The 25,342-nt window shown below is 71.6% G+C and carries 22 protein-coding genes; 6 read left to right on the forward strand and 16 right to left on the reverse strand.

Translation table 11 applies throughout. The features are described from left to right. The first annotated feature begins 62 nt into the window (after window positions 1-62). Both ACQUSR_RS04260 and ACQUSR_RS04265 read left to right on the forward strand, forming a co-directional pair. The gene (locus ACQUSR_RS04260; RefSeq protein WP_431041178.1) at window positions 63-1,055 is read left to right on the forward strand and encodes a hypothetical protein; all 993 of its coding nucleotides are present in this window, start codon (window positions 63-65) and stop codon (window positions 1,053-1,055) included. 56 nt (window positions 1,056-1,111) lie between these two features. After that, window positions 1,112-1,681, forward strand: a complete 570-nt coding sequence (locus tag ACQUSR_RS04265; protein WP_327223343.1) for a hypothetical protein — start codon at window positions 1,112-1,114, stop codon at window positions 1,679-1,681. A gap of 705 nt (window positions 1,682-2,386) precedes the next feature. Here ACQUSR_RS04265 and ACQUSR_RS04270 read toward each other — a convergent pair. Next, window positions 2,387-5,434 (reverse strand): helix-turn-helix transcriptional regulator, encoded by a 3,048-nt coding sequence (locus ACQUSR_RS04270; RefSeq protein ID WP_431041179.1) that lies wholly within the window; start codon window positions 5,432-5,434, stop codon window positions 2,387-2,389. 89 nt (window positions 5,435-5,523) lie between these two features. Then, on the reverse strand, window positions 5,524-5,688 hold the full coding sequence (locus ACQUSR_RS04275; protein ID WP_431041180.1) for a hypothetical protein: 165 nt from the start codon (window positions 5,686-5,688) through the stop codon (window positions 5,524-5,526). A gap of 275 nt (window positions 5,689-5,963) precedes the next feature. Between ACQUSR_RS04275 and ACQUSR_RS04280 the strand changes: the two genes are divergently transcribed. Then, window positions 5,964-6,494 (forward strand): DinB family protein, encoded by a 531-nt coding sequence (locus ACQUSR_RS04280; RefSeq protein WP_431041181.1) that lies wholly within the window; start codon window positions 5,964-5,966, stop codon window positions 6,492-6,494. Window positions 6,495-6,575: 81 nt separating this feature from the next. On the opposite strand, the gene ACQUSR_RS04285 is transcribed toward ACQUSR_RS04280, so the two are convergent. From ACQUSR_RS04285 to ACQUSR_RS04300, 4 genes are all read right to left on the reverse strand, one after another. Next, window positions 6,576-7,607 carry a ketopantoate reductase family protein gene (locus ACQUSR_RS04285; protein ID WP_431041182.1) on the reverse strand — a complete coding sequence of 344 codons (1,032 nt, stop codon included), beginning with the start codon at window positions 7,605-7,607 and terminating at the stop codon, window positions 6,576-6,578. Between the two features lie 91 nt (window positions 7,608-7,698). After that, window positions 7,699-8,493 (reverse strand): SDR family NAD(P)-dependent oxidoreductase, encoded by a 795-nt coding sequence (locus tag ACQUSR_RS04290; protein ID WP_431041183.1) that lies wholly within the window; start codon window positions 8,491-8,493, stop codon window positions 7,699-7,701. Window positions 8,494-8,673: 180 nt separating this feature from the next. Then, on the reverse strand, window positions 8,674-9,576 hold the full coding sequence (locus ACQUSR_RS04295) for a serine hydrolase (protein ID WP_431041184.1): 903 nt from the start codon (window positions 9,574-9,576) through the stop codon (window positions 8,674-8,676). Continuing rightward, the gene (locus tag ACQUSR_RS04300; protein ID WP_431041185.1) at window positions 9,567-10,511 is read right to left on the reverse strand and encodes a LysR family transcriptional regulator; all 945 of its coding nucleotides are present in this window, start codon (window positions 10,509-10,511) and stop codon (window positions 9,567-9,569) included. Before ACQUSR_RS04300 ends, ACQUSR_RS04295 begins: the two co-directional genes overlap by 10 nt. Before the next feature lie 109 nt (window positions 10,512-10,620). Between ACQUSR_RS04300 and bla the strand changes: the two genes are divergently transcribed. Then, entirely contained in the window at window positions 10,621-11,535 is a 915-nt protein-coding gene (gene bla, locus ACQUSR_RS04305; protein WP_431041186.1) for a class A beta-lactamase, read from the forward strand. Window positions 11,536-11,571: 36 nt separating this feature from the next. Here the strand turns inward: bla and ACQUSR_RS04310 are convergent, their stop codons facing one another. Then, on the reverse strand, window positions 11,572-13,743 hold the full coding sequence (locus tag ACQUSR_RS04310; protein ID WP_431041187.1) for a putative bifunctional diguanylate cyclase/phosphodiesterase: 2,172 nt from the start codon (window positions 13,741-13,743) through the stop codon (window positions 11,572-11,574). A gap of 333 nt (window positions 13,744-14,076) precedes the next feature. Further along, on the reverse strand, window positions 14,077-15,438 hold the full coding sequence (locus tag ACQUSR_RS04315; RefSeq protein ID WP_431041188.1) for a peptidase C39 family protein: 1,362 nt from the start codon (window positions 15,436-15,438) through the stop codon (window positions 14,077-14,079). 159 nt (window positions 15,439-15,597) lie between these two features. On the opposite strand from ACQUSR_RS04315, the gene ACQUSR_RS04320 reads away from it, so the two are divergent. Both ACQUSR_RS04320 and ACQUSR_RS04325 read left to right on the forward strand, forming a co-directional pair. Continuing rightward, a complete protein-coding gene (locus tag ACQUSR_RS04320; RefSeq protein ID WP_431041189.1) occupies window positions 15,598-16,197 on the forward strand; it encodes a uridine kinase family protein in 600 nt (199 codons plus the stop codon). 482 nt (window positions 16,198-16,679) lie between these two features. Continuing rightward, window positions 16,680-18,587 carry an AAA family ATPase gene (locus ACQUSR_RS04325; RefSeq protein ID WP_431041190.1) on the forward strand — a complete coding sequence of 636 codons (1,908 nt, stop codon included), beginning with the start codon at window positions 16,680-16,682 and terminating at the stop codon, window positions 18,585-18,587. A gap of 13 nt (window positions 18,588-18,600) precedes the next feature. Here the strand turns inward: ACQUSR_RS04325 and ACQUSR_RS04330 are convergent, their stop codons facing one another. The 8 genes from ACQUSR_RS04330 to ACQUSR_RS04365 form a co-directional block, all read right to left on the reverse strand. Further along, window positions 18,601-19,692 carry a hemolysin family protein gene (locus tag ACQUSR_RS04330; protein ID WP_431047375.1) on the reverse strand — a complete coding sequence of 364 codons (1,092 nt, stop codon included), beginning with the start codon at window positions 19,690-19,692 and terminating at the stop codon, window positions 18,601-18,603. 2 nt (window positions 19,693-19,694) lie between these two features. After that, entirely contained in the window at window positions 19,695-21,041 is a 1,347-nt protein-coding gene (locus ACQUSR_RS04335) for a hemolysin family protein (RefSeq protein ID WP_431041191.1), read from the reverse strand. Between the two features lie 149 nt (window positions 21,042-21,190). Beyond that, window positions 21,191-21,643, reverse strand: coding sequence for a PH domain-containing protein (locus tag ACQUSR_RS04340; RefSeq protein WP_431041192.1), 453 nt, complete (start codon window positions 21,641-21,643; stop codon window positions 21,191-21,193). 46 nt (window positions 21,644-21,689) lie between these two features. Beyond that, window positions 21,690-22,538: an ATP phosphoribosyltransferase gene (hisG, locus tag ACQUSR_RS04345; protein WP_431041193.1), complete on the reverse strand. Its 849-nt coding sequence runs from the start codon at window positions 22,536-22,538 to the stop codon at window positions 21,690-21,692. Between the two features lie 56 nt (window positions 22,539-22,594). After that, a complete protein-coding gene (locus tag ACQUSR_RS04350; RefSeq protein ID WP_431041194.1) occupies window positions 22,595-22,867 on the reverse strand; it encodes a phosphoribosyl-ATP diphosphatase in 273 nt (90 codons plus the stop codon). 33 nt (window positions 22,868-22,900) lie between these two features. Then, entirely contained in the window at window positions 22,901-23,386 is a 486-nt protein-coding gene (gene ribH, locus ACQUSR_RS04355; protein ID WP_431041195.1) for a 6,7-dimethyl-8-ribityllumazine synthase, read from the reverse strand. 31 nt (window positions 23,387-23,417) lie between these two features. Further along, window positions 23,418-24,710 carry a bifunctional 3,4-dihydroxy-2-butanone-4-phosphate synthase/GTP cyclohydrolase II gene (locus ACQUSR_RS04360; protein WP_431041196.1) on the reverse strand — a complete coding sequence of 431 codons (1,293 nt, stop codon included), beginning with the start codon at window positions 24,708-24,710 and terminating at the stop codon, window positions 23,418-23,420. Then, window positions 24,707-25,342 (reverse strand): riboflavin synthase, encoded by a 636-nt coding sequence (locus ACQUSR_RS04365; RefSeq protein ID WP_431041197.1) that lies wholly within the window; start codon window positions 25,340-25,342, stop codon window positions 24,707-24,709. Before ACQUSR_RS04365 ends, ACQUSR_RS04360 begins: the two co-directional genes overlap by 4 nt.

The raw sequence follows: 25,342 nt of genomic DNA on the forward strand, positions 1-25,342 counted from the left end.
GCCCGTGCGCCTGCGCTGCGAGGCAGGATGATGATGTCGAGCAGTGCGAGGGAGAGATCGGTATGGAGCGCCTGGAACTGATAGTCGTGCAACTCGAAGAGGCGAAGGGGCTGATCGAGGAAGGGCGGGTGCCCCACCTGCGGCTGGCGTACATACTCCTCGACAGTGTGACAGAGCTGATCCTTCACCGGACGGTGCAGACTGCGCTGTGGGACCAGGAGCTGCTGACGGACCTGCTGACGAAGTGCAGGGACCTCGCGGCCAACGGGCACGAAGAAGCGGCGGCGGAGATCCCCTCGATCGAGGCCAGGGTGATCTCTAAGTCGAAACTAAAGGACATCGACCGGAACTTCGATGCCAAGGTGGCATTCTTGGCCGACCGAAAGGTGCTCGATCCTGCGCTCGGCCCTGTCCTAGAGAAGCTGCACAAGTACCGCAACGAGATGTACCACCGCGACAAGCTGCGACGCGAGGTCCTCCAGCCTGCCACCCTGATCTACTTCGACTCCGCCTGTACCGCGCTGGAGGCGTACAAGCCGCCGATGATGGCCTTCACAGGTAATCCTCTGGGACCGGAGCTAGCCCGGTTCACCGGAGGCAGCACGGGATTCCTTGGGATGGGCCTCCCACAGCGGATCGCCGCGCAGCTCCGTCGCGAAGTGGGTCTTGACCTGCCTCAAGTCCGCAGTGCTCTTGCCCAGTACCTCACTGCCCGGCTCGACGAAATCACCGACGGCCTTACGTTCATCGAGGACAACCTTGGGGTCCCACAGCTCGTGCGCGGTGATGCGCTGCGTCTCGTGCAAGCAAACCTTGCCGCAAACCCGACCCTCGAACAGGTTCGCGGAAAAAAGTACCAGTACTCCAAGACAGATATTGCGCAGTGGAGAAGCCAGATCTCCGCGCTGGAGTCCATCACCGACAAGCACGAGCTGGTACGCAAGTATGCCACCATCGAGGACGCATTCGAACCCTTCGAGGAGCTCGTCGAGAAGGCCGTGAAGGCCGTCGACCGAGAAGTGCAACTCCAGATCGACATCGCCCGCGGCAAGTAGCCGTCCGCCGGACAAGGGACCGCAGCGACCGGGAGCCACGCGCTAACGTGACGGGCTTGAGCTGGTCACTTACCCTCCTGAAGCCCCGGGAACCGGAGCTGCTCGATGCGCTGTTCCTCTCGGTGGGCCGGGCGTTGCACCTCGCGAATGCCTATGAGGACAAGTGCCAATACGTGCTCCGTATCGGCAACCTGATCACTGCCCACCAAGGCGACGCGGCCATGACCTTCGAAGAGGCCGTCGCCTCAGTCCCTGCCGACAAACTGCTGGGCGGCACGCTGCACAGTCTGGCCTCACACGCCATGGGCAGGACCATGGACATGGACACCCTGCACAAGGCCAGGCAGGCCCGGAACTGGATCGCCCACGAAGGCGCCTCGATCGGCGACATCTGGTCAGTGGACCGCGACCGCATCCTTCAGCAGGCCGTTGAGCTGCGCACCGCCGTCACGGATCTCGCTCTCGGCGACAACATCATCTCGCAGTGGTGCCACAGCCTGGCTGAACCACACGACCCGCCGCCCACGGACTGGATCAACGGCTACCCCGACGCCGTCGACACCTGGGTCTTCGGCCATCTCCGTGGCCTGCTGCCCAAGCAAGCCCCGAGCCCCGCAAGCTCGTAGTAACAGCCAAGACCCGGTGGTCGCAACTTTGATGCAGGTCACGATGCCCCCGCCGTCGGCCTGGAGGCTTTCGAACGAGACGTTGTCCACTACGGGCAGGTACGACGACGGGTCGATGGTCGCGGACTGAATCCACGGCGCAAGGCGCAGCTGGGAGATCATCGTGTTGAAGTCCCGGCTGAGGTGGCTCACAAGCGTTTGTCGCGCCACGAGTTCGGCTGTGCGGGCCTTTTTCTCGGTCGCTGCACTGGCCCGCTGTGCCGGCAATCGGGCCTGCTGCGGCTCGGCCGACACCGGGGCACGACTTCCGACTCCGCACGATCTTGGACCATCCCGCAGGTCCACCACCACACTCTCGATCCCAGATAGCCAGCGTCCGGGCAGCCAGCCATCTGCCCCGTCCCGTCCCGCTCGCTCCCAATCGCTCGCACTGCAGCCGCAGCATGACCCGAACCGGCGCCGCCAGACCGAGATCCGGACCATTCCCGGACCAGCCCCCGCCCGCAGGCTGCACCAACTACCATTTGGCCTGGTCAACGTGGGTGCAGCGGCTGTACCGCCAGCAGACCAAGAACGTTCTTTGTTCCTACAGCCCAAAGAAGCTTGGGTTCTTCTAAAGCCTGAAGTCGGCTGGAGATCAGCCGACTGACGGGGTCCGGGGGCGCAGCTCGCGGACCCCAGGAAGCTGTGCACCTCGGCGGAGCGTCACTCGTCGAAAACCCCCAGCCGGTGCGCGATGGCCGCGGCCTCTCCTCGGCCTGAAGCGCCCAGCTTGGCCAGGATGTTGGAGACATGCACGCTCGCCGTCTTCGGCGAGATGAACAGCTCCTCCGCGATTCTCCGGTTGCTCCGCCCGGCGGCGACCAGCCGCAGCACGTCCCGCTCCCGGGCGGTGAGCCCCAGCGACGCCGCCGGCGCCAGGGGCGGGGCCGCCTCCCCGTCGGCCTGCCGCAGCCGGATCCGAGCGCGGCCGGCCAGCGTGGTGATCTCCGTCTCGAGCGGCGCCGCTCCCAGCTCGCGCGCCACCGCCTCGGCCTGCCGCAGCAGCTCACCGGCGGCTGAGCGGGACCCGGCGCGGCCCTGGGTGATCAGGGCCTCCGCGAGCCGCAACCGGGCGGTGGCCAGCAGCGCCGGGGCCTCCAGCTGCTCGGTGGCGGCGACGGCCTCCGTCCAGTGAGCGGTGGCGTCCCGGCCCTCGGCGGTGAGCAGCTCGGCCCGGGTCATCAGGGCCTGCGCGGCCCACAGCGGTACGAACTCGGGCTGGCCCTTCATCGCCTTGCGGATCCGCTCCACCGCCGCCTTGCGCCCCGGCTCGGCCACCGCGAGCCCCCGGGCCCGCGCCTCCGCCGCCGCGGCCTCGTACAGCAGGGGCCAGCCGTAGCGGTGGTGGCCGAAGGGGATGGCCTCGCCGACCGCTGACTCCAGCAGCGAGCGGGCGTCGAGAATCCGGCCGTCGGCGATCGCCAGCGCGATGGCCATGCGCCCCATGGCCAGGGTGTGCTGTGGCTCCGGGTAAGAGCCGGTGCTGCTGCTCTCGGACTCCTCGATCCGGAGCCGGGCCTCGTCGTACGCGCCCCGGGCCAGGGCCAGTTCGGCCCTCCGCTCGGCGATCAGCGCCCGGATACGGACGCTCACCGTACGGCGGCCGAGGGCCCGCTCGATCACTTCGTCGGCTTCGGCCCAGCGGCCGAGATGGATGAGGGACTCGGCGAGGTTGCCGTCGATGAACGAGGCGGTGTTCGGCAGCCCGTACCGCTCGGCGAGGCCACTGCCTTCCTCGGCGGTCTCGACGGCCTCGGCGTAGCGGCCAAGGCCGTGCAGCGCCGTGGACAGGTTGCCGTAGCCATTCAGCACGACACTGGCGTTGCCCGGCTCCAGGTCCCGGGCGCACACGTCGCGGGCCCGCGCGAGCCCGGCCTCGACGTCGCCCGAGTGGATGGTGAGCCAGGCCAGGGTGTGCTGTGCGGCGAGCCCGGTGATCTCGGCGCCCGTCATCCGGCAGAGCTCCACTGCCTGTTCCGCGGTCTTGAGAGCGGTCCGCGCAGGCTGGTGCACGACGGACCAGTGCGCCGCATGCGTCAGTACATCAGCGTGCACGACGGACGGCGGCAGGCCCTTCAACAGCTTCTGGGCCTGGGCGATCTCGTCCCAGCCGTCGGAGCGGGACAGGTCGCGCACCAGCCGGTAGCGCTCGGTCCAGAACCAGGCCGCACGAAGGGGGTCTCCGCCGCTCGAGCCAAGTCGAGAGCTCGGGGACAGATCGCCCTCCAGCTTGCGCAGCGCCCGCTTGCAGAGGGCGAGCGCCCGCTCCCGCTCACCCGCGAGGCGCGCGGCGACGGTGATCGCGGCGAGCAGGTCCACGAAGTCCCCGGGCATGTCCGGGGAGATGGCCGGACCCAGGCCATCCTCGACACCTTGCCGCATCGACTGCCGACGCAGCTCCTCGGGGGTGTCGTCCCACAGCTCCAGCGCCCGCTCCAGCAGATGGTGCTGCTCGGCGAACGCGTGCCGGCCGCGGGCGGCGGCCGCCGCGGCGATCACGGCGGGCAGCGCCCTGGCGGGGTCGCGGGCGTCGAACCAGTAGCCGGCCAGGCGTCCGGCCCGCTCCTCGGACCGCACGAGCGTGGGGTCGGCCTCCAGCGCCTCGGCATAGCGGCGGCTGAGCCGCGAGCGCTCGCCGGGCAGCAGGTCGCCGACCACGGCCTCGCGCATCAGGGCGTGCCGGAATCGGAAGGACTCGCCCTCGTCGGCGGGCTGCAGGACGGCGGCGCCGACAGCGGTACGCAGGGTCTCGATCAGCTCGTCCTCGGCGAGGCCCGTGACGGTGGCCAGCAGCCGGAACTCCACCTCGGAGCCGCCCTCGGCGGCGATCCGCACCACCCTCTGTACCTCGTCCGGCAGTGCCTCGACCCGGACCAGCAAAAGGTCGCGCAGGGAGTCGCTGATGCCGCCCGGGGAGCCTTCGAGGATGCTGCAGGCCAGCTCCTCGACGAAGAAGGCGTTGCCCTCGGAACGTTCGAAGACCCGGTCAAGGACCTGCTCAGGCGGGGCCTCGCCGCGGATGGCGGCGAGCTGGCGGCGGACCTCGGTGCGGTCGAAGCGGGGCAGTTCGAGGCGGGTGCCGGTGCGCAGCCGCTCGTACTCGGCGAGGGCGGGACGCAGCGGGTGGCGGCGGTGCAGGTCGTCGGTGCGATAGGTAGCGACGATGAGCAGGCGGCTGTCGGTGAGTGCGCGCAGCAGATAGCTGAGCAGCTCGCGCGTGGAGCGGTCGGCCCAGTGCAGGTCTTCCAGGGCCAGGATGAGGGTCCGGTCCGCGGCGAGGCGCTCCAGGAGGCGGACGGTGAGCTCGAAGAGCCGGGCGCGGCCGTCGGTTTCGGGGCGGCCCCGGTCCGTCTCGCCGAGCTCGGGCAGCAGCCGGGCGAGCTCGCCCTCCTGGCCCGCGACCGCAGCGTCGAGCTCCGCGCCGAGCTGGCGGCGCAGGGAGCGCAGGGCGGTGGAGACTGGATGGTACGGCAGGGCATCGGCGCCGGTTTCGACGCAGCCGCCGAGAGCGACGACGGCGCCGTCCGCGGCGGCTCGGCCGAGGAACTCCTGAATCAGCCGGGTCTTGCCGACGCCGGCCTCGCCGCCCACGAAGAGGGCGCGGGGCTCCCCGGCGTGCGCCCGGGACAGGGTCTCGCCGAGGGCGGTCAGCTCGGCGCTGCGGCCGACGAAGACGGGGCTTATGTGACTGCTCTGCACGGTGCCGAGCATCGCATGTCGTACAAGGTGAGGGACAGCGGTTACGGCGTCGGCTGGGGCCGCTGCAGCCGGGTGCCCAGCCACGCGACACCCCTGCTCCGTCATACGGCGCAGACGTGGTGCTTGCGGCCGTCGGCGCCGGAGGTGCTGTCGGCGACGGCACGGGCGGCCTTCGCGGCCTGCTTGGCCTCGCGGACCAGGCGGCGCTGCGCGGCGCGGGAGAGGAGCTCGGCCTGGCGGGCGGTCTGGTACTCGTGGTGCAACATGACGGTCTCCTTGGACCCAGCTGGTCTCTTGTTGTGCTTCCAGCGTCGTCTCCAAGGTGAGGGCGCCACATCGACAGGCTTGCGCATCTTGCCGCACGGGAGGTGCCTTAGCCCCGGGGCAAGGGGACCTTAGGGAAGGGTCTCAGCGTGCCCCCCGCATCCTCGTCGACCATGCGCAGCACGCGGCGCACCAGGCCACCCGAAGCCTCCACGTCGAATAATGCTCCTGCGAGAGATATGGACAGAACGCCCAGATAACGCCTAGCTTCCCCGCCATGGTCCACAGAATCGAACCTCCGTCAGAGCCCCCGGTGACCCTCACCGACCCGACCGAACTGCTGACCGGCTACCTCGACTTCTACCGAGACGCCGTACTGCGCAAGCTGGAGGGAATGTCCGACGCAGAGCTACGACACAGCCGGCTGCCTTCCGGCTGGGCACCGCTCGGCCTGCTCAAACACTTGGCGTGCGTCGAGTTGCGCTGGATGAGATGGGGTTTCTCCGGGGAGCACATCGAAGAGCCCTGGGGTGACGTGAAAGCCAAGGGCGAACCATGGCACCTCGCATCGAACGAGACCTTCGACGACATTAGGGCGTTCTTCCAGGAGCAGTGCGCACGCTCCCGCGCCGTCGTCGCCGAGGCACGGCTGGAGGACAAAGCAGCCACGCTCGGTGGCCGCGTGCCGGCCGAAGAAGATCGCCCGACGTTGATCTGGATCCTCTTTCACCTCCTCCAGGAGTACGCCCGGCACGTCGGGCACCTGGACATCGTGCGTGAACTCGCCGATGGCACCATCGGCGAATAGCCGCCGAACCGAACTCTGTTCACCGGCCCCGTCAGCCCAAGAACCTGTTGACCAGGGTTTTTGCCCGTCAGGCGCCTTTCACTACCAGTCCTGGCTGGCGCGCCGTTGAACGGGGACCGCCGCGCGTTCCAGGAGTTCGGCGAGGCGGGACGGGGCGAGGCGGCCGGGCGCGCGGCGCTCCCGCGCCCAGGTGTTCACCAGCTGTTGCAACGCTTCGTTCACCGGGGTCGGGACCCCGCACGCCCGGCCCAGCATGGCGATCTCACCGTTCAGGTAGTCGACCTCAGCGGAGCCGCTGCCGCGCCGCAGGCTCTGCCACGTGGAGCTGTGCCCCGGTTCGGCTGCGGTGCCCGTCACCTCCTCCACGGCCCCGCGGCGCAGCTCGGCCAGTTCCTCCGGCTCCGCGTAGGCGATGCCCGAGCGCTTGAGGACCTCGACCGCCTCGGCCCTGGCCCTGGCGATCAGTTCTTGGAGCTGTGCGTCCGCGGCCCGGCCGCACAGCGCGTCCACGGCGTTGGCCAGGTTGCCGAGGAGTTTGCCGTACTTCCAGCGCATCGCGTCGTCCGCGACCAGGGCGTGGAAGGTGGAGCCGCGCAGGTCGTCGGCGATGCGCTGGACGGTCTCGTCGCTGCCCTCGGGGAAGCACCCCAGGACCAGGGCACCCGTGCGGGGGCCGCACCACGTCCGGACGACGCCCGGGGTGAGGAAGGCGGCGGGCAGAACGACGCAGGCGGCGTACACGTGCCGGAAGTGACGCAGCGCCATCCGCTCACTTTCCACCCCGTTTTGAAGGCATATCAGCGGCAGCCGGGCAGCGGAACCGCCTCCCGACACCGGGCGGGCCGCCCAGGCGGCGAGCGTGGACGCCGTGTCCTGCGTCTTGACGGCCAGGAAGAGCACGTCGTCGCCGCGCAGCGCGATCTCTTCGGGCCCCCGCACCACGGGGATGCGGAGGGTGCGACTCCCGTCCGGCGCCTGGAGTGTGAGCCCGCGTTCCCGCAGCGCCGCGTGGTGCTCGCCGCGGGCCACCAGGACGACCTCGTGCCCGGACTGGTGGAGGCGGGCGCCGAGGGCGCCGCCGATGGCGCCGGCACCGATGATGATGTATCGCATGTCCGCCGATTCTCCCAGCGCGTCCCGTGGATCTACCACTCGGCCGGCTCCCGGCGCGGGCCGTGAACACGAAGAAGAGCCGCTCTGTTCGTCACGGGACCGAGGTGATGCCCCCGTCGATGCGCAGGTTGATCCCGTTGATGTAGCTGGCCAGCGGGCTGGCCAGGAAAGCCACCGCAGCCGCGATGTCTTCCCCGGTACCCAGCCGTCCCGTGGGATTCGGCGCGTATTCGGCCACCACGCGGGGCTCCAGCTGCGACCACTGCTGGGGCCAGCCACGCGCGGGCGCGCCGTCCTGGAACATGCGCCGCATTCCGTCGGTGACGATCACTCCGGGGCTTACGGTGTTCGCGGTGATCCCGGATCCGGCGAGGTGTTGGGCCAGGCTGGTGGTCATGTTGACCACCGCCGCCTTCGCCGCCGAGTAGTCGACCATGTTCGGCAGTGGAGTTGTCGCTGCCCGGCTGCCCACGTTGATGACTCGGCCCCAGCCGCGCTCGCGCATCGGCGGCACCAGTGCACGAATCATCCGTACCGCCGAAACGACGTTGCCGTTCATCGCCTCGAGCCACGTCGACGGCTCCGCGGTCTCCCAATCGTGCTCGACGAACGGACCTGCGTTGTTGACCAACACCTCCACACCCCACGCGTGGGCTTGCTTGGCGACCTTCCCGGCGTCATCCGCGTCGGCCAGGTCACCCAGCACGATGTCGACCGTCCCGCCGGCGGCGCGCAGCTGTTGCGCGACCTCGCTCGTGCGCACCGGGTCGCGGCCGTGTACGAGCACCGCACATCCTTCATCGACCAAGCGCCGCACCACCTGCGCGCCGATCCCCCCGCTGCTCGCCGTCACCAATGCACGTCGCCCCATGAGACCAAGGTCCATGGCCGACAGGCTAGTCAGCGCGCCCGCATCGACACGGTCCCTGCCGAACTAGCCGTTCACCGACAATGGCCGGATCCCGACCTCCTGGCGCGACAACCACGCTGAACCGAAGACCGACTCCGTCCCCGACGCACCGATCCGTCAGTGGACCGCATACCCGGCCAAGGCAGCGTGACCGGCTCACCACATCCGCACCGCGTCCCGCAGCGTCCGGGCGACGTGCGCCATCAGCGCCTCCGCGCCGGGCTGCACGGCGGCGGGCACGCGGGACTCGGTGAGGGCGGCGACGGCGAACGTCTGCCCGTCGTCGTGCTCGACCACGCCCACCTCGTGCCGCAGATTGAGCAGCGTGCCGGTCTTGGACGACCACCGCGACGAGTCGGACATGAAGTCCGGTGCCAACCGGTGCCGCACGATGTTGTCGCCCATCAGCTCGCGCACCTGGGCGGCGACGGTCGGCTGGATGGTCGTCGGCCGCCACAGGCCGTGCAGCAGGTCCGCGTACGCGCGGGCGGACCCGGCGTTCGCGCGGCTGATGTCGAGCTGGGGCACGGGGTGGCCGTGGCCCGCCGTCCCGGCGGTGATGGCGAGGGAGTGGGCGAGGTGGGCCTCGGCCCGCGGGAACCGCTCGGCCGGGGTGTCGACCAGGTCCGCCATGAGGTGGCGGACGGCGATGCCGTCGTGGCCGAGCCGCCGCAGCTCGGCAGCGACGGCGGAGGGCGGGGTGAGGCCGAACAGGGTGTCGGCCGCGACGCTGTCGCTCATCGAGGTGCTGAGGTAGAGCAGGTCCTCCAGCGCGATCGTGGCGGGGTGGCGGAACTTGCTCAGGCCGATCGGGCCGGGGACCGTGCTGCGGCCGGGTGGCACGGGGATCGGAGTGGCCGGGTCGAGTTCGCCGCGCGCGACGCGTTCCAGGGTGGCGACCGCGAGCGGCACCTTCACCAGTGACGCGACCGGGTACTCGACGTCGGCGTCGATGCCCACTTCGTCGCCGGTGTCGAGGTCGCGGATGAGGAACGAGCCGCGCAGGCCGGCGTCGTCGAGGGCCTGTCGGGCGTCGCGCAGCACCTTGGTCACGCCCATCGCGGTTCCCCGTCCGGCACCCCGTCCGGTTCCCCCTCCGGCACCCCGTCCGGTTCCCCCTCCGGCACGCCGAGGCAGCGCCCGATCAGCGCTGGCGGCAGCGACCGGACCCGCCTGCCGTCGTCCCGCGACCGGGCCGTGACGTCGTAGCCGCGCGCCGCGTCCAGCTCGCCGATCGGCCGCCAGTGCAGGCCCAACTCGTCGGCCTGGCCGTGCGAGCTGAGCAGCAGGTCGGTCGAGGCCAGTACCTCGGCCGTCGCCGCGACCAGCGAACTCGTCACGACGACCTGGGCGGGTTGCAGCCCCACGGCGTGCCCGAGCCGCCGGATGCGGTCCCGGACGTGTGGCACGTCGTCCTCCGCCTGGATCAGCACCCGGCGTCGGCGGACGTCCCGCTCGGCACGGCCCGCGCGCAGCGTCTCCACGTAGATCGCCGGCACGTCGCCGGGGTCGGCGTGGCCGGCGAGGCCCAACGGCACCCGCCAGGCGCCGTCGTCTGGCGGCACGGCGACGACGGCCGCGCGCACCTCCAGCGTGCGGGCGAGTTCGGCGCGCCGGTCCGGTCCGGCCGGGCGCGGGTCGAGGTTCAGGTCGTGGGCCCGGGCCTCGGCGACGAGCCGGGCCAGCGGGCGGGGACCGCAGACCTCCGGCACGGCCAGCCGGAACGGGCGCAGCCTGGCCTGTTCGGCGTCGTGCTCCATCGCCTCGGCCAGTTCGACGAGCCGCCGGGCCGACGGCAGCATCTCCCGGCCGAACAGGGTCAGCGTGACGCTCCGCGAGGACCGGGTGAGGAGCCGGGCCCCGAAGTGTTTCTCCAGGGCCGCGATGCGCCGGCTCGCGACGGACTGGGGGATGCGCGCCGCCGCCGCGCCGACGGTGAAGCTGCCGTGCCCGCTCACGGCGACGAATGCCTTGCAGGCCGCGATGACGTCCACGCGACCACTCTAAATGCCGGATCGGCATCGATCCGGCGGTTTCTGTCTTGGACGGCATCTGACGTCCCTGCGAGGCTCGTTCCTCCCGTAGTCGATCAACGGAGGGACGATGGCCACGGCACGACCGACCACTCGCCGCACCCTGCTCAAGGCGTTCGCACTGCTGCCGCTGGCGGGGTGCAGCACGACGCAGCCCGCCGCCCCAGCCGCGACGACCACGTCGCACTCCCCCACCCGACCGCCTCAGCGGCACGACCACCTGCTCGGCCTTGAGCGGAAGTTCGACGCACGCCTGGGCGTCTACGCCGTCGCGACCGGCTCCGGTGCGACCATCGCCCACCGGGCGGACGAGCGGTTCGCGTTCTGCTCGACGTTCAAGGGCCTCGCGGCAGCGGGCGTCCTGCACCGCAACCCCATGGCGCATCTGGACACCGTCGTCACCTACACCGAAGCCGACCTGATGAAGAGCTCCGCCATCACCCGGCGGCACGTGGCCACGGGCATGACGATCCGCGACCTGTGCGATGCCGCGGTCCGCTTCAGTGACGGTACGGCGGGCAACCTGCTGCTCCGCGACCTCGGCGGCCCGGCCGAGCTGACGGCGTACTTGCGCGGCCTCGGCGACGACGTCACGCGGATGGACCGGATCGAGCCCGCCATCACGGAGGCCAGGCCCGGCGACCCGCGCGATACGACCACACCGCGGGCGATCGGCGTGGACTACCAGCGGATCGTGCTGGGGGACGCCCTGCCGGCCGGCAAGCGTGCCTTCCTCCGCGACCTGCTGGAACGCAGCGTCACCGGGACCCGGCGCATCCGGGCCGGCATGCCGCGGGGGTGGCGCGTGGCCGACAAGACCGGCACCGGGGACTACGGCACGCTCAACGACATCGGCGTCGTGTGGCCCCCGGGCTCCGCACCGCTGGTCGTCGCGATCATGTCGAGCAAGTCCACCGCCGACTCGAAGTACGACGAGGCCGTCATCGCCGAGGCCGCCGCCTACGTCGTGGACACCCTCACGTGACCTCCTCCGTCGACGTCGACGTTCAGAGGCAGGCCGCTAGCTGGCGTCGGCGAGCGCCAGGGTGTGCAGGCGTTCCGGCGGCCCGGGGCGGGCGTAGTACCAGCCCTGGGCCGTGTCGCAGCCCAGCATCCGCAGGTGCTCGGCCTGCACCCCGGTCTCGACGCCCTCCACCGTCACGGCCAGGTCGAGCGTGTGGGCGAGCGAGACGATGCCTTCGACGATCTTGACGTCGACGGGGTCGGCGGGCGCGCGCTGCATGCCCCGGGTGAAGGAGCGGTCCAGCTTGAGCGTGCTGACCGGCAACCGGCGCAGGTAGGCGAGGTTGGAGTAGCCGGTGCCGAAGTCGTCCAGGGCGATGTCGACGCCCAGTTCGGAGAGCTGGCGCAGCGGCCGCAGCGCGTCCTCGTCGGCGCCGATCAGGTCGGACTCGGTGACCTCCAGGCACAGTGCGGTGGGGCACAGGCCCGCGTCCTTCAGGACGGCCACGGTGTCGGCGACCAGGGTCTTGTGGGCCAGCTGCAGCGGGGAGAGGTTGACGTTGACCCGCAGTTGGTCCCCGCCGCAGAGGCCGTCGGTGTTCTCCCGCCAGGCGCGGGCCTGCCGGGCGGCCTCTTCCAGTACCCAGTGACCCAGCGGCACGATCAGCCCGGTGCTCTCGGCCAGTGGGATGAACTGGTCGGGGCCCAGGACGCCGTGGACCGGATGGAGCCAGCGCACCAGTGCCTCCGCGCCGCGCACGCTGCCGTCGGAGAGCCGGACCAGGGGCTGGTACTCGATGAAGAACTCGCCGTTCTCCAGCGCCGACGGCAGCCGGTTGGTGAGGCTGTGGCGGGCGATGACGCGGGCGTTGGAGTCGGCGTCGGCGAGCACGGAGCGGTTGCCGCCCGCGGCCTTGGCCCGGTACATGGTGATGTCGGCGCTGCGCATGACCTCCGCCCGGCCGATCTCGCCCGCGCGTCCCTCGACGACGCCGATGCTGGCCCGTACCAGCAGTTCACGGCCGTCCACGGTGACGGGCTCGGCGAGCGCGGTGAGCATCCGGTGGGCGAGGGTGGCGGTGTCGGCGGCGGCGTCGGGTCCCGCGATGAGGGCCGCGAACTCGTCGCCGCCGGCCCGCGCCACCATCTCGCCGGGGGAGGTCGCGCAGGCCGCCAGCCGTTCGGCGACGGCGATCAGCAGCTGGTCGCCGACTGCGTGGCCGAGGCTGTCGTTGACGGTCTTGAAGCCGTCCAGGTCCAGGTAGCAGACGCCGAACCGCTTGGTCTCGGCGCCCTCTTCCAGCGCCTCGTCGAGGCGTTCGAGGAACAGGGTGCGGTTGGGCAGCCCGGTGAGCTCGTCGTGGGTGGCCTCGTACCGCAGCCGCTCCTCCAGCAGCCGCTGCTCGGTGATGTCCTCGAGCAGCGCGAGCTGGTACTGCGGCTGGCCAGTGGAGTCACGCAGCAGGCAGACCGTCAGGTTGACCCACATGACGCTGCCGTCAGGATGCTCGTGGGGCTTCACTATGCGGTAGAAGTCGCGCTTGCCGGAGACCAGTTCGTGGTAGAGGTCCAGCACGCCGGGCGCGTCCTCGCGGCGCATCCAGTTCAGGACGTTGCGGCTGGTCTGGAAGTACTCCCGGCCGCCGAACATCTGGGCCACCGCGTCGTTGACGACCAGCACCCGGCCCTCGAGGTCGGCGATCGAGACGCCGATGGACGCCCCTTCGAACACCGCCTGGAACCTCGCCTCGCTGGCGTGCAGCGCCACCTCCGCCTCGGTGGCGGCCGCGAGCGCGGCCTGGGAGATGGCCTCCTGCTCGCTGCGGGTCCGCTCGCGCAGCTGGCGGACGAATCCGGCGGCCAGGGCGTGCTGGAGCCTGGTGCAGCGGGCGCGCGCCTCCTCCGGCGGCAGCGGAAGGTCGGGGGCGCAGTACGGCACGAGGCAGGTGTCGATCGTGCCGAGGATCTGCGGCAGCGCGTCGGGGTCGGTGCACTGCGCGTCCACCAGGGCGGCGCCGGCCTCGTAGGCGGCCTGGGTGTCGAAGGACGGGGCGCGCAGCGCCGTCTGGAGCCGGCGGGCCAGCGGGAGCAGGAACTCCTCGAACTCGTCCCGCGTCATCGAGGTCGCGGTGGCGGGGAAGACGGCGCGGCTCCAGACGGCCGCGAACCGCCGCAGCGATCCGTCGTCGGCAGCCTGTCTTCCGTCTCTGCCGGCTGTGCCCGAGGTCATATCTCCCGTCCTACGCCTGCGAATACTCCGGAGCCCACCGGACTCCCGCCCGAGCCGTCGCCGCCCGCCCCCTCGGGGAAGTGGAGCACGGCGACGTCCGCGAGGGCAACCGGCTGGTCCGGATCAATGGGCCGCGCCGCCTTGTTCTCCATCAGTCAGCATCTCCAACTCGTCGAACACTCGGTCCGGCTCCTGTCTCACCGGTGCCGAGCCGACACTACTGATCGTCCGTTCGATGGGAAGAAGCAAACGGAAATCAACGGTCCGCATTCGGCCAGGGGTTACGAAACGACAACCCGCGGTTACGTAACGTACCGCGTTTCCGCCGCTCGATCAGCAGACTCCGACGGAGGCCAGCGCCCGCTTCTGCGACGCGTTCAGCCGCGCCGGAAAATACAGATAGCAAACTCCTCCGGTACCGGAGACGACCTTGCCGGTGTCGTTGTAGCGCTTGGTGCGCAGCCAGATGTTCTCGAACTGGCGGCGCTTGTAGACGCGCCGTACCGTCGCGTTGGACGGTCCGGCCGGGTCGTTGGCGATCACATCGCCTTCCGCGGTGAAGCCGATCACAGTCATCAGATGGCCCGCGGTGCCGTAACCCGCCCCGTCGAGTTCGGACTTGACGAAGGACTGCGAGGTGATCAGCGGGATGCCGGCGGCGACCAGCCGCTCGGCGCCGCTCAGGCCGTCCAGCCGGGTCACCACGCCGCGCAGGTCGCGGTACGTGGCGGCGTAGGCGGCGTTGAAGGGCCAGTTGCCGCAGCCCTCGTACTGGTAGTCGTAGGTGAAGCGGGCGGCATGGCAGACCTGGGGGTCGTCGTACTCGGGGTCGACCCAGGCCAGCTCCCCGGCGGTGGGTCCGCGGCCCCAGTACTCGACGATCATCTGCGAGCTGGTGGGGCTGCACCACGCCTCGCCCCCGTTGTCGTACTCCGGGTACTGCCCGATGTGGGTGTTCTGCGAGTAGCACGGCACCGCCAGCTCCCGGCCGCCGGGGAGTCCGGGGACGGAGGGCGGCACCTCGAAGCGGTCGGGGACGTCGGAGGCCATGACGCCCAGCCGCCACACCGTCGGGGTGAGCGCGCAGCCCGGCGCGCGGTGGAGGGTGAGCCGCACCTGGTACGCGGCCAGCCGCAGGCCCTCGGCGGGGTCGTCGACGGAGAGGGTGTCGGTCCACACCGAACTCCTGCCGTCCGTCTGGCCGTCGACGGAGGTACGCCGGATGTCGGCGTCGCCGGACGCCCAGCGGCCCATGACGTACCAGGGGGACGTGGCGCCGTCGGTGTAGGTGGCCTGGAGTTCGATCTGCAGCCAGGTGCCCGCGGGGGTGTGGGCGTTCCAGGCGACGACGGCCTCGGTCGCGGGCACGGCGGGCCGCACGACCGGGGAGGTCCAGGTCGCGTAGTCCCAGGCGGCGGTGGTGCCCGTGTGCGGGTCGGTGTACTCGGTGGTGCCCGCCGGGTGGGACAGCACCACGCCGGGGCACGCGCCGGCGATCACCCGCACGCCCTGGGCGGTGCCGCCGCACCAGTCGCCGTGGCGGCTCCAGGCGTGGTGGTCGACGCAGCCGGTGGTCGTCGCGCGGCCGGCCGGCAGTGCGGCGGCCGGGGCGGCCGCGGTCAGTCCCGCCGCCGTGCCGAGGGCGGCGGCGATGACGGTGCGCCGTGGAGTCGGCCTGCTTCCGTTTCCGGTCATGACGGGATCCCCCAGTCTCGGGCCAGTGGGCGGGTGCGCGGCAGGTGCACAACTATCGCCGTTGTGAGCGGTCACAGGCCAGTGATTCCCCTCGCGCCGCGTCACCAATATTGGTAGGGACCACTGGCGGTTCCAGCCCGCTGACCTAGGGTGGAGCCGATGGACACGCTCTCCTCGTTCGCCCGGCACCTGATGGCCGCACCCCCGTCCTGCGGGCCGGTCCGGCTGGTGGCCGTCGACGGGCACGCGGGGTCGGGCAAGTCCACCTTCGCCGCCCGGCTGGCCGCCGAGCTCGGCGGCGCGCCGGTGGTTCACACGGACGACCTCGCCACCCATGACGAGCTGTTCGCCTGGACGGACCGGCTGCGCGTGCAGATCCTCCAGCCGCTCGCGCGCGGCACCACCGCGCGGTACGCGCCCTACGACTGGGTGGGGCGGCGCTTCGCGGACCGGCCGCGCGCGCTGCCGCCCGCGCCCGTGGTGCTGATCGAGGGCGTGGGCAGCGGCCGCCGCGCGGTGCGCCCGTACCTGGCCCGGCTCCTGTGGATGGACGTCCCCGACCGCACCGCCTGGTCCCGGGGGCAGCTGCGCGACGGTCCCGGGCTGTCCGCGTTCTGGGACGACTGGCGGCCGGCGGAGCGGGCCCATTTCGTCTCCGACCCCTCGCGGCCGTTCGCCGACACGCTGGTACGGCGGGGTCCGGCGGGGTACGCGCTGCTGCCGGGGCCCGCGGCGACCACCGGGATCCCCCCGGCGTGACTGTCCGTAGCGGCGGGCGGTCCGCGGAGCCGGCGGCCCGTCCAAGGCGCTACGAGTGCCCCAACTCGGCTTGACCTGGGGGCCATACAGGTCTTACGTTCTCAATGTGCGGCTCGTACGAGTCGCCCGGCAACGCGAAGCCCCCGGTTGTTCCCCCGTGACCGGGGGCTTCGTCCTGTCCACCACGAGTGATTCGCGCATTTCCTCCTCCTTTTCCCTTCACCCTGGGTCACCATCAGCGCAGAGCTCCCTCCTGCCGCCCGGGGCCGCTCCCTCGCCCCACCTGGCATGAACGGCGTACCGCACCCTCGGCCCATGCCGCCTGCGCAGGTACGATGCGAATCGGTGCAGCCGACAGGTCCTGTTCCGGCGGAGGCACTGGCACACTGGCCAATCCCCGGCCACGGCACGGCGGTTGGGCAGGAAGGCGGCCAGGCACTCGCCCGGCGGCTCACCACGGGGCACGGTTTGTGGGGGACGTGATGGACTTCGGCACGCAGGGCTCACACGCCCCGGCCGACCTCGCCTGGCTGCGCGGCGTCGACGCCTACACCATGGGCGCCTACGCGCAGGCCGAGGACGAGTTCCGGACCGCGGCGCGGCACGACCCGGGGATGGCCGACGCCTGGCTGGGGCTGCACGCGCTCCGCGCCGACACCGGCACCGCGCTGCTGCGCATGTACCGCCACCGGGACCGGTTCGGGGAGCAGCGCGCCCGCCACCGACGCACCCTCAACTCCTGGTACTGGCTGGGCTGGTGGGTGCAGCCGGTGCTGGAGAGCGGCCGCGACCTGCTGCTCGCGCACGCCTCGCACTGGCTCGACGGCCGCCACGTACCCGAGCTGGACCGCGCCCTGGCGGGCTGCCCGCCGGTGGAGGCCGATCCGCAGGCGCGCTTCCTGCATGCCTGCCGCGCCTATCTGGTCAAGGACTGGGAGCAGCTGGTGCGGCACACCGAGCCGCTGCTGGACGATCCCCTGCTGGGCATCGAGGCCGGGCTGTTCGGCGGCATGGCGCGGGTGCGGCTGGAGATGTTCAGCCAGGCGGAACCGCTGCTGGCCGCGGCGCTGATGCGCTGCCGCAGCGAGCAGCCGCAGCGCAAGGAGCTGCGCTATTGGCTGGCGCGCGCCCACGAGGGCACCGGGCGCACGGCCGCCGCCCTCCCCCTGTACCGCGCGGTGCACCGCATCGACGCGGCGTTCATGGACACCGCGGCCCGGCTGGCGGCCATCGCGGAAGGCGACGGCCTGGACGAGACGGCGGATCTGGCGGCCGTCCCGTCCACCACCGGCGTCGGCCAGGACGCCTCCGACAGCCGGGAGAGCACCGGCCCGCCGGTGACCGACCCCGACCCGCCGCCGATGCCGCCGGACACCGGTGACGGACGCGAGCCGCGCCCCCTCGGCGGCCCGGCGCGCCTCGGCACCTCAGGCGCCGGCGGCGCCGCCGGCGGGCGGCGGCAGAAGGCCGCCGACCCCGCCGAGCCCGGCCCCTCCGACCCCGAACTGCTGCGCGCGGCGCTCCAGCAGCTGGAGCGCATGGTCGGCCTGGAGCCGGTGAAGCGGCAGGTGCGGGCGCTGTCCGCGCAGTTGAACATGGCGCGGCTGCGCGCCGGGCAGGGCCTGCCGGTTCAGCCGCCCAAGCGGCACTTCGTCTTCTCCGGCCCCTCCGGCACCGGCAAGACCACGGTCGCCCGCATCCTCGGCCGGGTGTTCTACGCCCTCGGGCTGCTCGGCGGCGACCATCTGGTGGAGGCGGGCCGGGCCGACCTGGTCGGCGAGTACCTGGGCCAGACCGCGGTCAAGGCGAACGAGCTGATCGACTCCGCGCTGGGCGGGGTGCTCTTCGTGGACGAGGCGTACAGCCTGTCCAACTCCGGCTACAGCAAGGGCGACGCGTACGGGGACGAGGCGCTCCAGGTGCTGCTCAAGCGGGCCGAGGACAACCGCGACCGGCTCGTGGTGATCCTGGCGGGCTACCCCGAGGGCATGGACCGCCTCCTGGCCGCCAACCCCGGGCTCGGCTCCCGGTTCACCACCCGGGTGGACTTCCCCAGCTACCGCCCGCTGGAGCTGACCGCCATCGGCGAGGTGCTGGCCGCCGAGAACGGGGACCGCTGGGACGAGGAGTCCGTGGAGGAACTGCGCAGCATCAGCGGGCACGTGGTGGACCAGGGCTGGATAGACGAGCTGGGCAACGGCCGCTTCCTGCGCACGCTGTACGAGAAGAGCTGCGCCTACCGCGACCTGCGGCTGTCGGGGTGGAACGGCACGCCGGGCCGCGACGACCTCGCGACGCTGCGGCTGCCGGATCTGATGCAGGCGTACGGGGAGGTGCTGTCGGGCCGCGGCCCGATGGACCGCGGCCCGCAGGACCCGCCGTTCGCGTGACGCCTGCGGCAGGCTACGGCACCGGGACCGCCTCCTGGGCGTCCTCGGTCGCGGCGGCCACGCGCGGCCGCACCGGCAGCCGGTGCGCCGGATCGCGGACCTCGCCGACCAGCATCTCCAAGACGTCCTCCAGCGCCACCAGCCCCAGCACCCTCCCCGACGCGTCCGTGACGGCGGCCAGGTGGGACGCGGCGCGGCGCATCACGGTCAGGGCGTCGTCCAGGGGGAGTTCGGCGCGCAGCGTCTCGATCGGGCGCCAGACGTGCTGCGGCACGGCGCGCTCCGGGTCCTCCAGGTCCAGGACGTCCTTGACGTGGAGGTAGCCCATGAAGCCGCCGCCGGGGCCGCGTATCGGGAAGCGGGAGTAGCCGGTGCGCACCGTCAGCTCCTCGATCCGGCGGGGGGTCACGGACGGGTCGACGGTGACCAGGCCCGCCGGGTCCAGCAGGACGTCCGTGACCGGGCGGCTGCCCAGTTCCAGGGCGTCCGCGAGCCGCTCGTGCTCGCCGGGGTCGAGCAGTCCGGCCTGCCGGGAGTCCGCCACCAGGTGGGTGAGCTGCTCGCTGGTGAAGACCGCCTCGACCTCGTCCTTGGGCTCGACCCGGAACAGCCGCAGCACCCACCGCGCGCAGGCGCCGAGTCCGACGGTCACCGGGCGGCAGAGGCGGGCGAAGGCGACCAGGCCGGGCGCGAGCCACAGGGCGGTCTTCTCCGGGGCCGCCATGGCCAGGTTCTTCGGCACCATCTCGCCGATGACCAGGTGCAGGCAGACCACGGCGGCGAGTGCGATGGCGTAGCCGAGCGGGTGGATCAGCTGCTCGGGCAGGTGGATCGAGTGGAACGCCGGCTCCAGCAGCTGGGCGACGGTGGGTTCGGCGACCGCGCCCAGGGTCAGCGAGCAGACGGTGATGCCGAACTGGGCCGCCGCCATCATCTGCGGCAGGTTCTCAAGGCCGCTCAGGACCGTACGGGCCCGGTGGGAGCCCGCGGCGGCGTGCGGCTCGATCTGGCTGCGGCGCACGGAGACCAGGGCGAACTCGGCGCCGACGAAGAAGCCGTTGGCCAGCACCAGGGCCACGGCGAAGAGCAGTTGCAGTGCGGTCATCGTCATCGGTCCGCTCCCACCGGTACCGGGGCGGTGGCGGCGCGGACGATCCGCACCCGTTCCGCGCGATGGTGGCCGACCTGCCGGACGGACAGCTTCCAGCCGGGCAGCTCGGCGGTGTCGCCGGGCACCGGGATCCGGGCCAGCAGGTCGGCGACGAGCCCGGCCACGGTCTCGTACGGGCCGTCGGGGACCTCGAGCCCGATGTGCCGCAGGGTGTCCACCCGGCAGCTGCCGTCGGCGTCCCAGGCGGCGCGGCCGTCCTCGGTCGGCAGCGGGGTGAGGTCGGGGCTGTGGGCGGCCTCGTCGTCGTGCTCGTCCCGGACCTCGCCGACGAGTTCCTCGACGATGTCCTCCAGGGTGACCACTCCCGCCGTACCGCCGTACTCGTCGACGATGACGGCTATGGGCTGCTCGCTGCGCAGTTGCTCCAGCAGCGGCTGGACCGGCAGCGTCTCGGGGATCAGCAGCGGGGGACGGGCGACGCGCCCGACCGGGGTACGCAGCCGCTCGGCCGCGGGCACCGCGAGCGCGTCCTTCAGGTGCACCATGCCGACCACCTCGTCCAGCCGCTCGCGGTAGACGGGGAACCGGGACAGGCCGGTGGCGCGGGTGAGGTTGAGTACGTCCTGCGCGGTCGCGGTGGACTGCAGGGCGCTGACGCGCACCCGCGGGGTCATCACGTGCTGGGCGGTCAGCTCGCCCAGCGACAGGGTGCGGACGAACAGGTCCGCGGTGTCCTGCTCGATGGCGCCGGCCTGGGCCGAGTGGCGGGCGAGGGAGACCAGTTCGCCGGGGGTGCGGGCGGAGGCCAGCTCCTCGGTCGGCTCCACGCCCAGCGCCCGCACCAGCCGGTTGGCGACGGTGTTGAGCAGGGCGATCAGCGGCCGGAAGAAGCGCGAGAACGCGTCCTGCGGGCCGGCCACGAAGCGGGCGACCTGCATCGGCCGGGAGACGGCCCAGTTCTTCGGCACGAGTTCGCCGATGACCATCTGGACGGCGGAGGCCACCAGCATGCCCACGACCACGGCGACGCCGGGGACCGCGCCGTGCGGCAGTCCGGTGGCGGTCAGCGGGGCCCTCAGCAGATGGCCGAGCGCGGGCTCGGCGAGCATGCCGACGATCAAGGATGTGATCGTGATGCCCAGTTGGGTGCCGGAGAGCTGGAAGGACAGCTCACGCAGGGCGCGGGAGACGGTGCGGGCCCGGCGGTCGCCCTCGGCGGCGGCCCGCTCGGCGTCCGCGCGCTCGACGGTGACCAGGCCGAACTCGGCGGCGACGAAGAAGCCGTTGGCCAGGATGAGAACGAGTGCCGCCATGAGCAGCAGCAGGGAGTTCGTGGCGCTCATGCCGCCGCCTTGCGTCTGTGACGAGGGGCGGCGCAGGTACTACAGGACGATCCGTCCATCGCTGGAGGGAGTCACTCCTTAAGGTGGCAGGGGCCCGGGTGAGGGGCGGGGCGCGTGGCGCGCCCTGGGGAACAGGGTAATCACGACGATCAGCGGCGCGAAGAGGTGCCGTACTCCTCGGCGAGCGCGCGCAGCGCCTTGGCGTCGCGGATCGCGCGCTGCTTGGCGATGCCGGGCTGGATGCCCATGGCGGGCAGGCTGGTGCCGTCGGCCAGGTCCAGAAACACCCAGGGGTCACCGGAGCGCAGGTTGACGCGGAGCACCTCCGGCCAGGCCAGCCGGCGCCGGGTGGTCAGGTTGACGACCGTGACGCCGTCCCGGTCGGCGACCACCCGGGGCCTGCTGAACAGCAGCGTGACACCGAAGAACAGCGCCCCGGTGAGGATGAACGTGAGCCTCTCCGCCGCGCCCAGCCGGGCCAGCAGCAGCGCGATCGCGGTGAGGACGGCGAACAGCGCGCCGCCGACGGTCAGCAGGACGGCCCGGGTACGGGTCGGCCGGAAGGTGACCGGCAGGTCGGGCAGCGGCACGGGGGCGGACACGGCGTTCGGCTCTCGGTCGGTGTCGGTGGAGGTCGAGGTGGGTCGGTCAGAGGCGGCAGGCGTGGATGCCGGTGGTGAGGATCGCCCGGGCGCCGAGCTCGTACAGCTCGTCCATGATCCGCTGGGCATCCTTGGCGGGCACCATGGAGCGGACCGCGACCCAGCCCTCGTGGTGCAGCGGGGAGACGGTCGGCGACTCCAGCCCCGGGGTGAGCGCGACGGCGGCCTCCACCTGCTCGACGCGGATGTCGTAGTCCATCATCACGTAGCGGCGGGCGACCAGGACGCCCTGCATACGGCGGAGGAACTGCCGGACCTTGGGGTCGTCGGCGGGGGCGCCGGTGCGCCGGATGACGACGGCCTCGGACTTCAGGATCGGCTCGCCGATGATCTCCAGGCCGGCGTTGCGCAGGGTGGTGCCGGTCTCCACGACATCGGCGATGACCTCGGCGACGCCCAGCTGGATGGCGGTCTCGACGGCGCCGTCGAGCCGGACCACGGAGGCGTCCACGCCGTGGTCGGCGAGGTGCTTGGCGACCAGTCCGGAGAAGGAGGTGGCCACGGTCATGCCGCCGAGGTCGTGGACGTCCTTGGCGGTGCCGGGGCGGGTGGCGTAGCGGAAGGTGGACCCGGCGAAGCCGAGCTGCATGATCTCCTCGGCCTGGGAACCGGAGTCCAGCAGCAGGTCACGGCCGGTGATGCCGATGTCGAGGCGGCCGGAGCCGACGTACACGGCGATGTCGCGCGGCCGCAGGAAGAAGAACTCCACGTCGTTGTCGGAGTCGACCAGGACCAGTTCCCTGCGGTCCTTGCGCTGCCGGTAGCCCGCCTCATGGAGCATCTCCGACGCAGGCTCGGACAGGGAACCCTTGTTGGGGACGGCGATGCGCAGCATGACGGCGTTTTCCTTCGTACGTCGGGGTGTTGGGCGGGCCTGGCCGGCGGAGCCGGTCAGAGGTGAGCGTATACGTCGTCGAGGGAGATCCCGCGGGCCACCATCATCACCTGAAGGTGGTACAGCAGCTGGGAGATCTCCTCCGCCGTGCGGTCGGCGCCCTCGTACTCGGCGGCCATCCACACCTCGGCGGCCTCCTCTACGACCTTCTTGCCGATCGCGTGCACACCCTTGCCCACGAGCTCGGCGGTGCGGGAGCTGCTGGGGTCGCCGGTGGCGGCCTTGTGCTGGAGCTCGGTGAAGAGCTCCTCGAATGTCTTGTTGGCCATGGTCCCCCTAGCCTACTTGCGTCCCGGGCCGGGTCAGCGCCAGGGCTCGGACACCGAACGGAGGATGGTGGCGGTGGCGACGGCGGCGGTGACCGCTTCGTGCCCCTTGTCCTCGGTCGAGCCCTCAATGCCCGCCCGGTCCAGGGCCTGCTCCTCGGTGTCGCAGGTCAGGACGCCGAAACCGACGGGTACGCCGGTGTCGATGCTGACCTGGGTGAGGCCCTGGGTGACGCCCTGGCAGACGTACTCGAAGTGCGGGGTGCCGCCGCGGATGACCACGCCCAGCGCGACGATCGCGTCGTAACCGCGACCGGCCAGCACCTTGGCGACCACCGGAAGCTCGAAGCTGCCGGGGACGCGCAGCAGCGTCGGCTCGTCGATGCCCAGCTCGTGGAGCGCGCGCAGCGCGCCGTCCACGAGACCGTCCATCACCTTCTCGTGCCACTGCGCGGCCACCACGGCCACGCGCAGGTCGCCGCAGTTCTTCACGGTCAGTTCGGGGGCGCCCTTGCCGCTCATGTCTCTCCTCGTGCTCTGTTGCTCGGTGGGTTCAGCGGGTGCCGCAGGCGGGGACCGGGGCGGTGTGCCCGGACTCCAGCCAGGGCAGGTCATGCCCCATTCGATCCCGCTTCGTCTGCAGATAGCGCAGATTGTGCTCCCCGGCCTGGACCGGCATCGGCTCCCGGCCGGTGATCCGCAGTCCGTGCCGGACCAGGGCGGAGGTCTTGTCGGGGTTGTTGGTCATCAGCCGGACGGACCGGACGCCGAGGTCGGCGAGGATCTGGGCGCCGGCGGCGTAGTCGCGGGCGTCGGCGGGCAGGCCCAGCTCCAGGTTGGCGTCCAGCGTGTCGCGGCCGAGCTCCTGGAGTTCGTAGGCGCGCAGCTTGGACAGCAGCCCGATGCCCCGGCCCTCGTGTCCGCGCAGGTAGAGCACCACGCCGCGGCCCTCGGTGCTGACCCGGTCCAGGGCGCTGTGCAGCTGGGGGCCGCAGTCGCAGCGCAGGGAGCCGAAGATGTCCCCGGTCAGGCACTCGGAGTGGACCCGGACCAGGACGTCCTCGCCGTCGCCGAGTTCGCCCGTGACCAGGGCGATGTGCTCGACGCCGTCGACGGTGGAGCGGTAGCCGTAGGCGCGGAAGTCGCCGAAGCGGGTGGGCAGCCGGGTCTCGGCCTCGCGCCGCACGGTCGGCTCGGCGGACCGGCGGTAGGCGACCAGGTCCTCGATGGAGATGATCGCCAGGCCGTGCTTGCGGGCGAACGGGACGAGCTGCGGCAGGCGCAGCATGACCCCGTCCTCACCGGCGATCTCCACGATCGCGGCGGCCGGGCGCAACCCCGCCAGCCGGGTCAGGTCGACTCCGGCCTCGGTGTGGCCGTTGCGGACCAGCACGCCGCCGGGGCGGGCGCGCAGCGGGAAGATGTGGCCGGGCCGCGCGAAGTCGCCCGGGACGCTTGCCGGGTCGGCCAGCAGGCGCAGCGTGGTGGCCCGGTCGGCGGCGGAGATGCCGGTGCTCACCCCGTGCTCGGCGGTGGCGTCGACGGAGACGGTGAAGGCCGTGCGCATGGACTCGCTGTTGTGCTGCACCATCTGCGGCAGTTCCAGCCGGTCGAGGTCGGGGCCTTCGAGCGTGGCGCAGATCAGGCCGCGGCACTCGCTCATCATGAAGGCGACGATCTCGGGGGTGACCTTCTCGGCGGCCACGATCAGGTCGCCCTCGTTCTCCCGGTCCGCGTCGTCCACGACGACCACCGGACGGCCCGCGGCGATCTCGGCGATGGCCCGCTCGATCGGGTCCAGGGCCAGGTCGTCGGTCCAGTTCGGCAGCGTGTCCAGCACGGTCATGCCTGGCCTCCTTCGTGTGCTGCTGCGTGGCTCTTGTCCTGCGTGTCGCGCCCCATGAGCCGCTCCACGTACTTGGCGATGACGTCGACCTCGAGGTTGACCGGGTCGCCGACCTGCTTGATGCCGAGGGTGGTGAGGGCGAGCGTGGTCGGGATGAGGCTGACGGTGAAGTGGTCGTCGGCCGCGTCGACGACGGTGAGGCTAATGCCGTCGACGGTGATGGAGCCCTTTTCCACGACGTACCGGGCGACGGCGGGCGGCAGCGAGATCCTGACGATCTCCCAGTGCTCGGCGGGGGTGCGCTCGGTGATGACGCCGGTGCCGTCGACGTGCCCCTGGACGAGGTGGCCGCCGAGCCGGCCGCCGAGCTCCATCGGGCGCTCGAGGTTGACCCGGGAGCCCGGAACGAGGGCGCCGAGGCTGGAGCGCTTCAGGGTCTCGGCCATGACGTCGGCGGTGAACTCGCCGTCCGCGGTGTCCACGACGGTCAGACAGACGCCGTTGACCGCTATGGAGTCGCCGTGTTTGGCGTCCTGGGTGACCAGCTCGCCGCGCAGCCGGAAGCGGGAGGCGTCGCCCAGGTCCTCGATGGCGACGACTTCACCCAGTTCTTCAACGATGCCCGTGAACAC

The sequence above is a fragment of the Streptomyces sp. P1-3 genome (assembly GCF_050613155.1).
GTDB lineage: Bacteria > Actinomycetota > Actinomycetes > Streptomycetales > Streptomycetaceae > Streptomyces.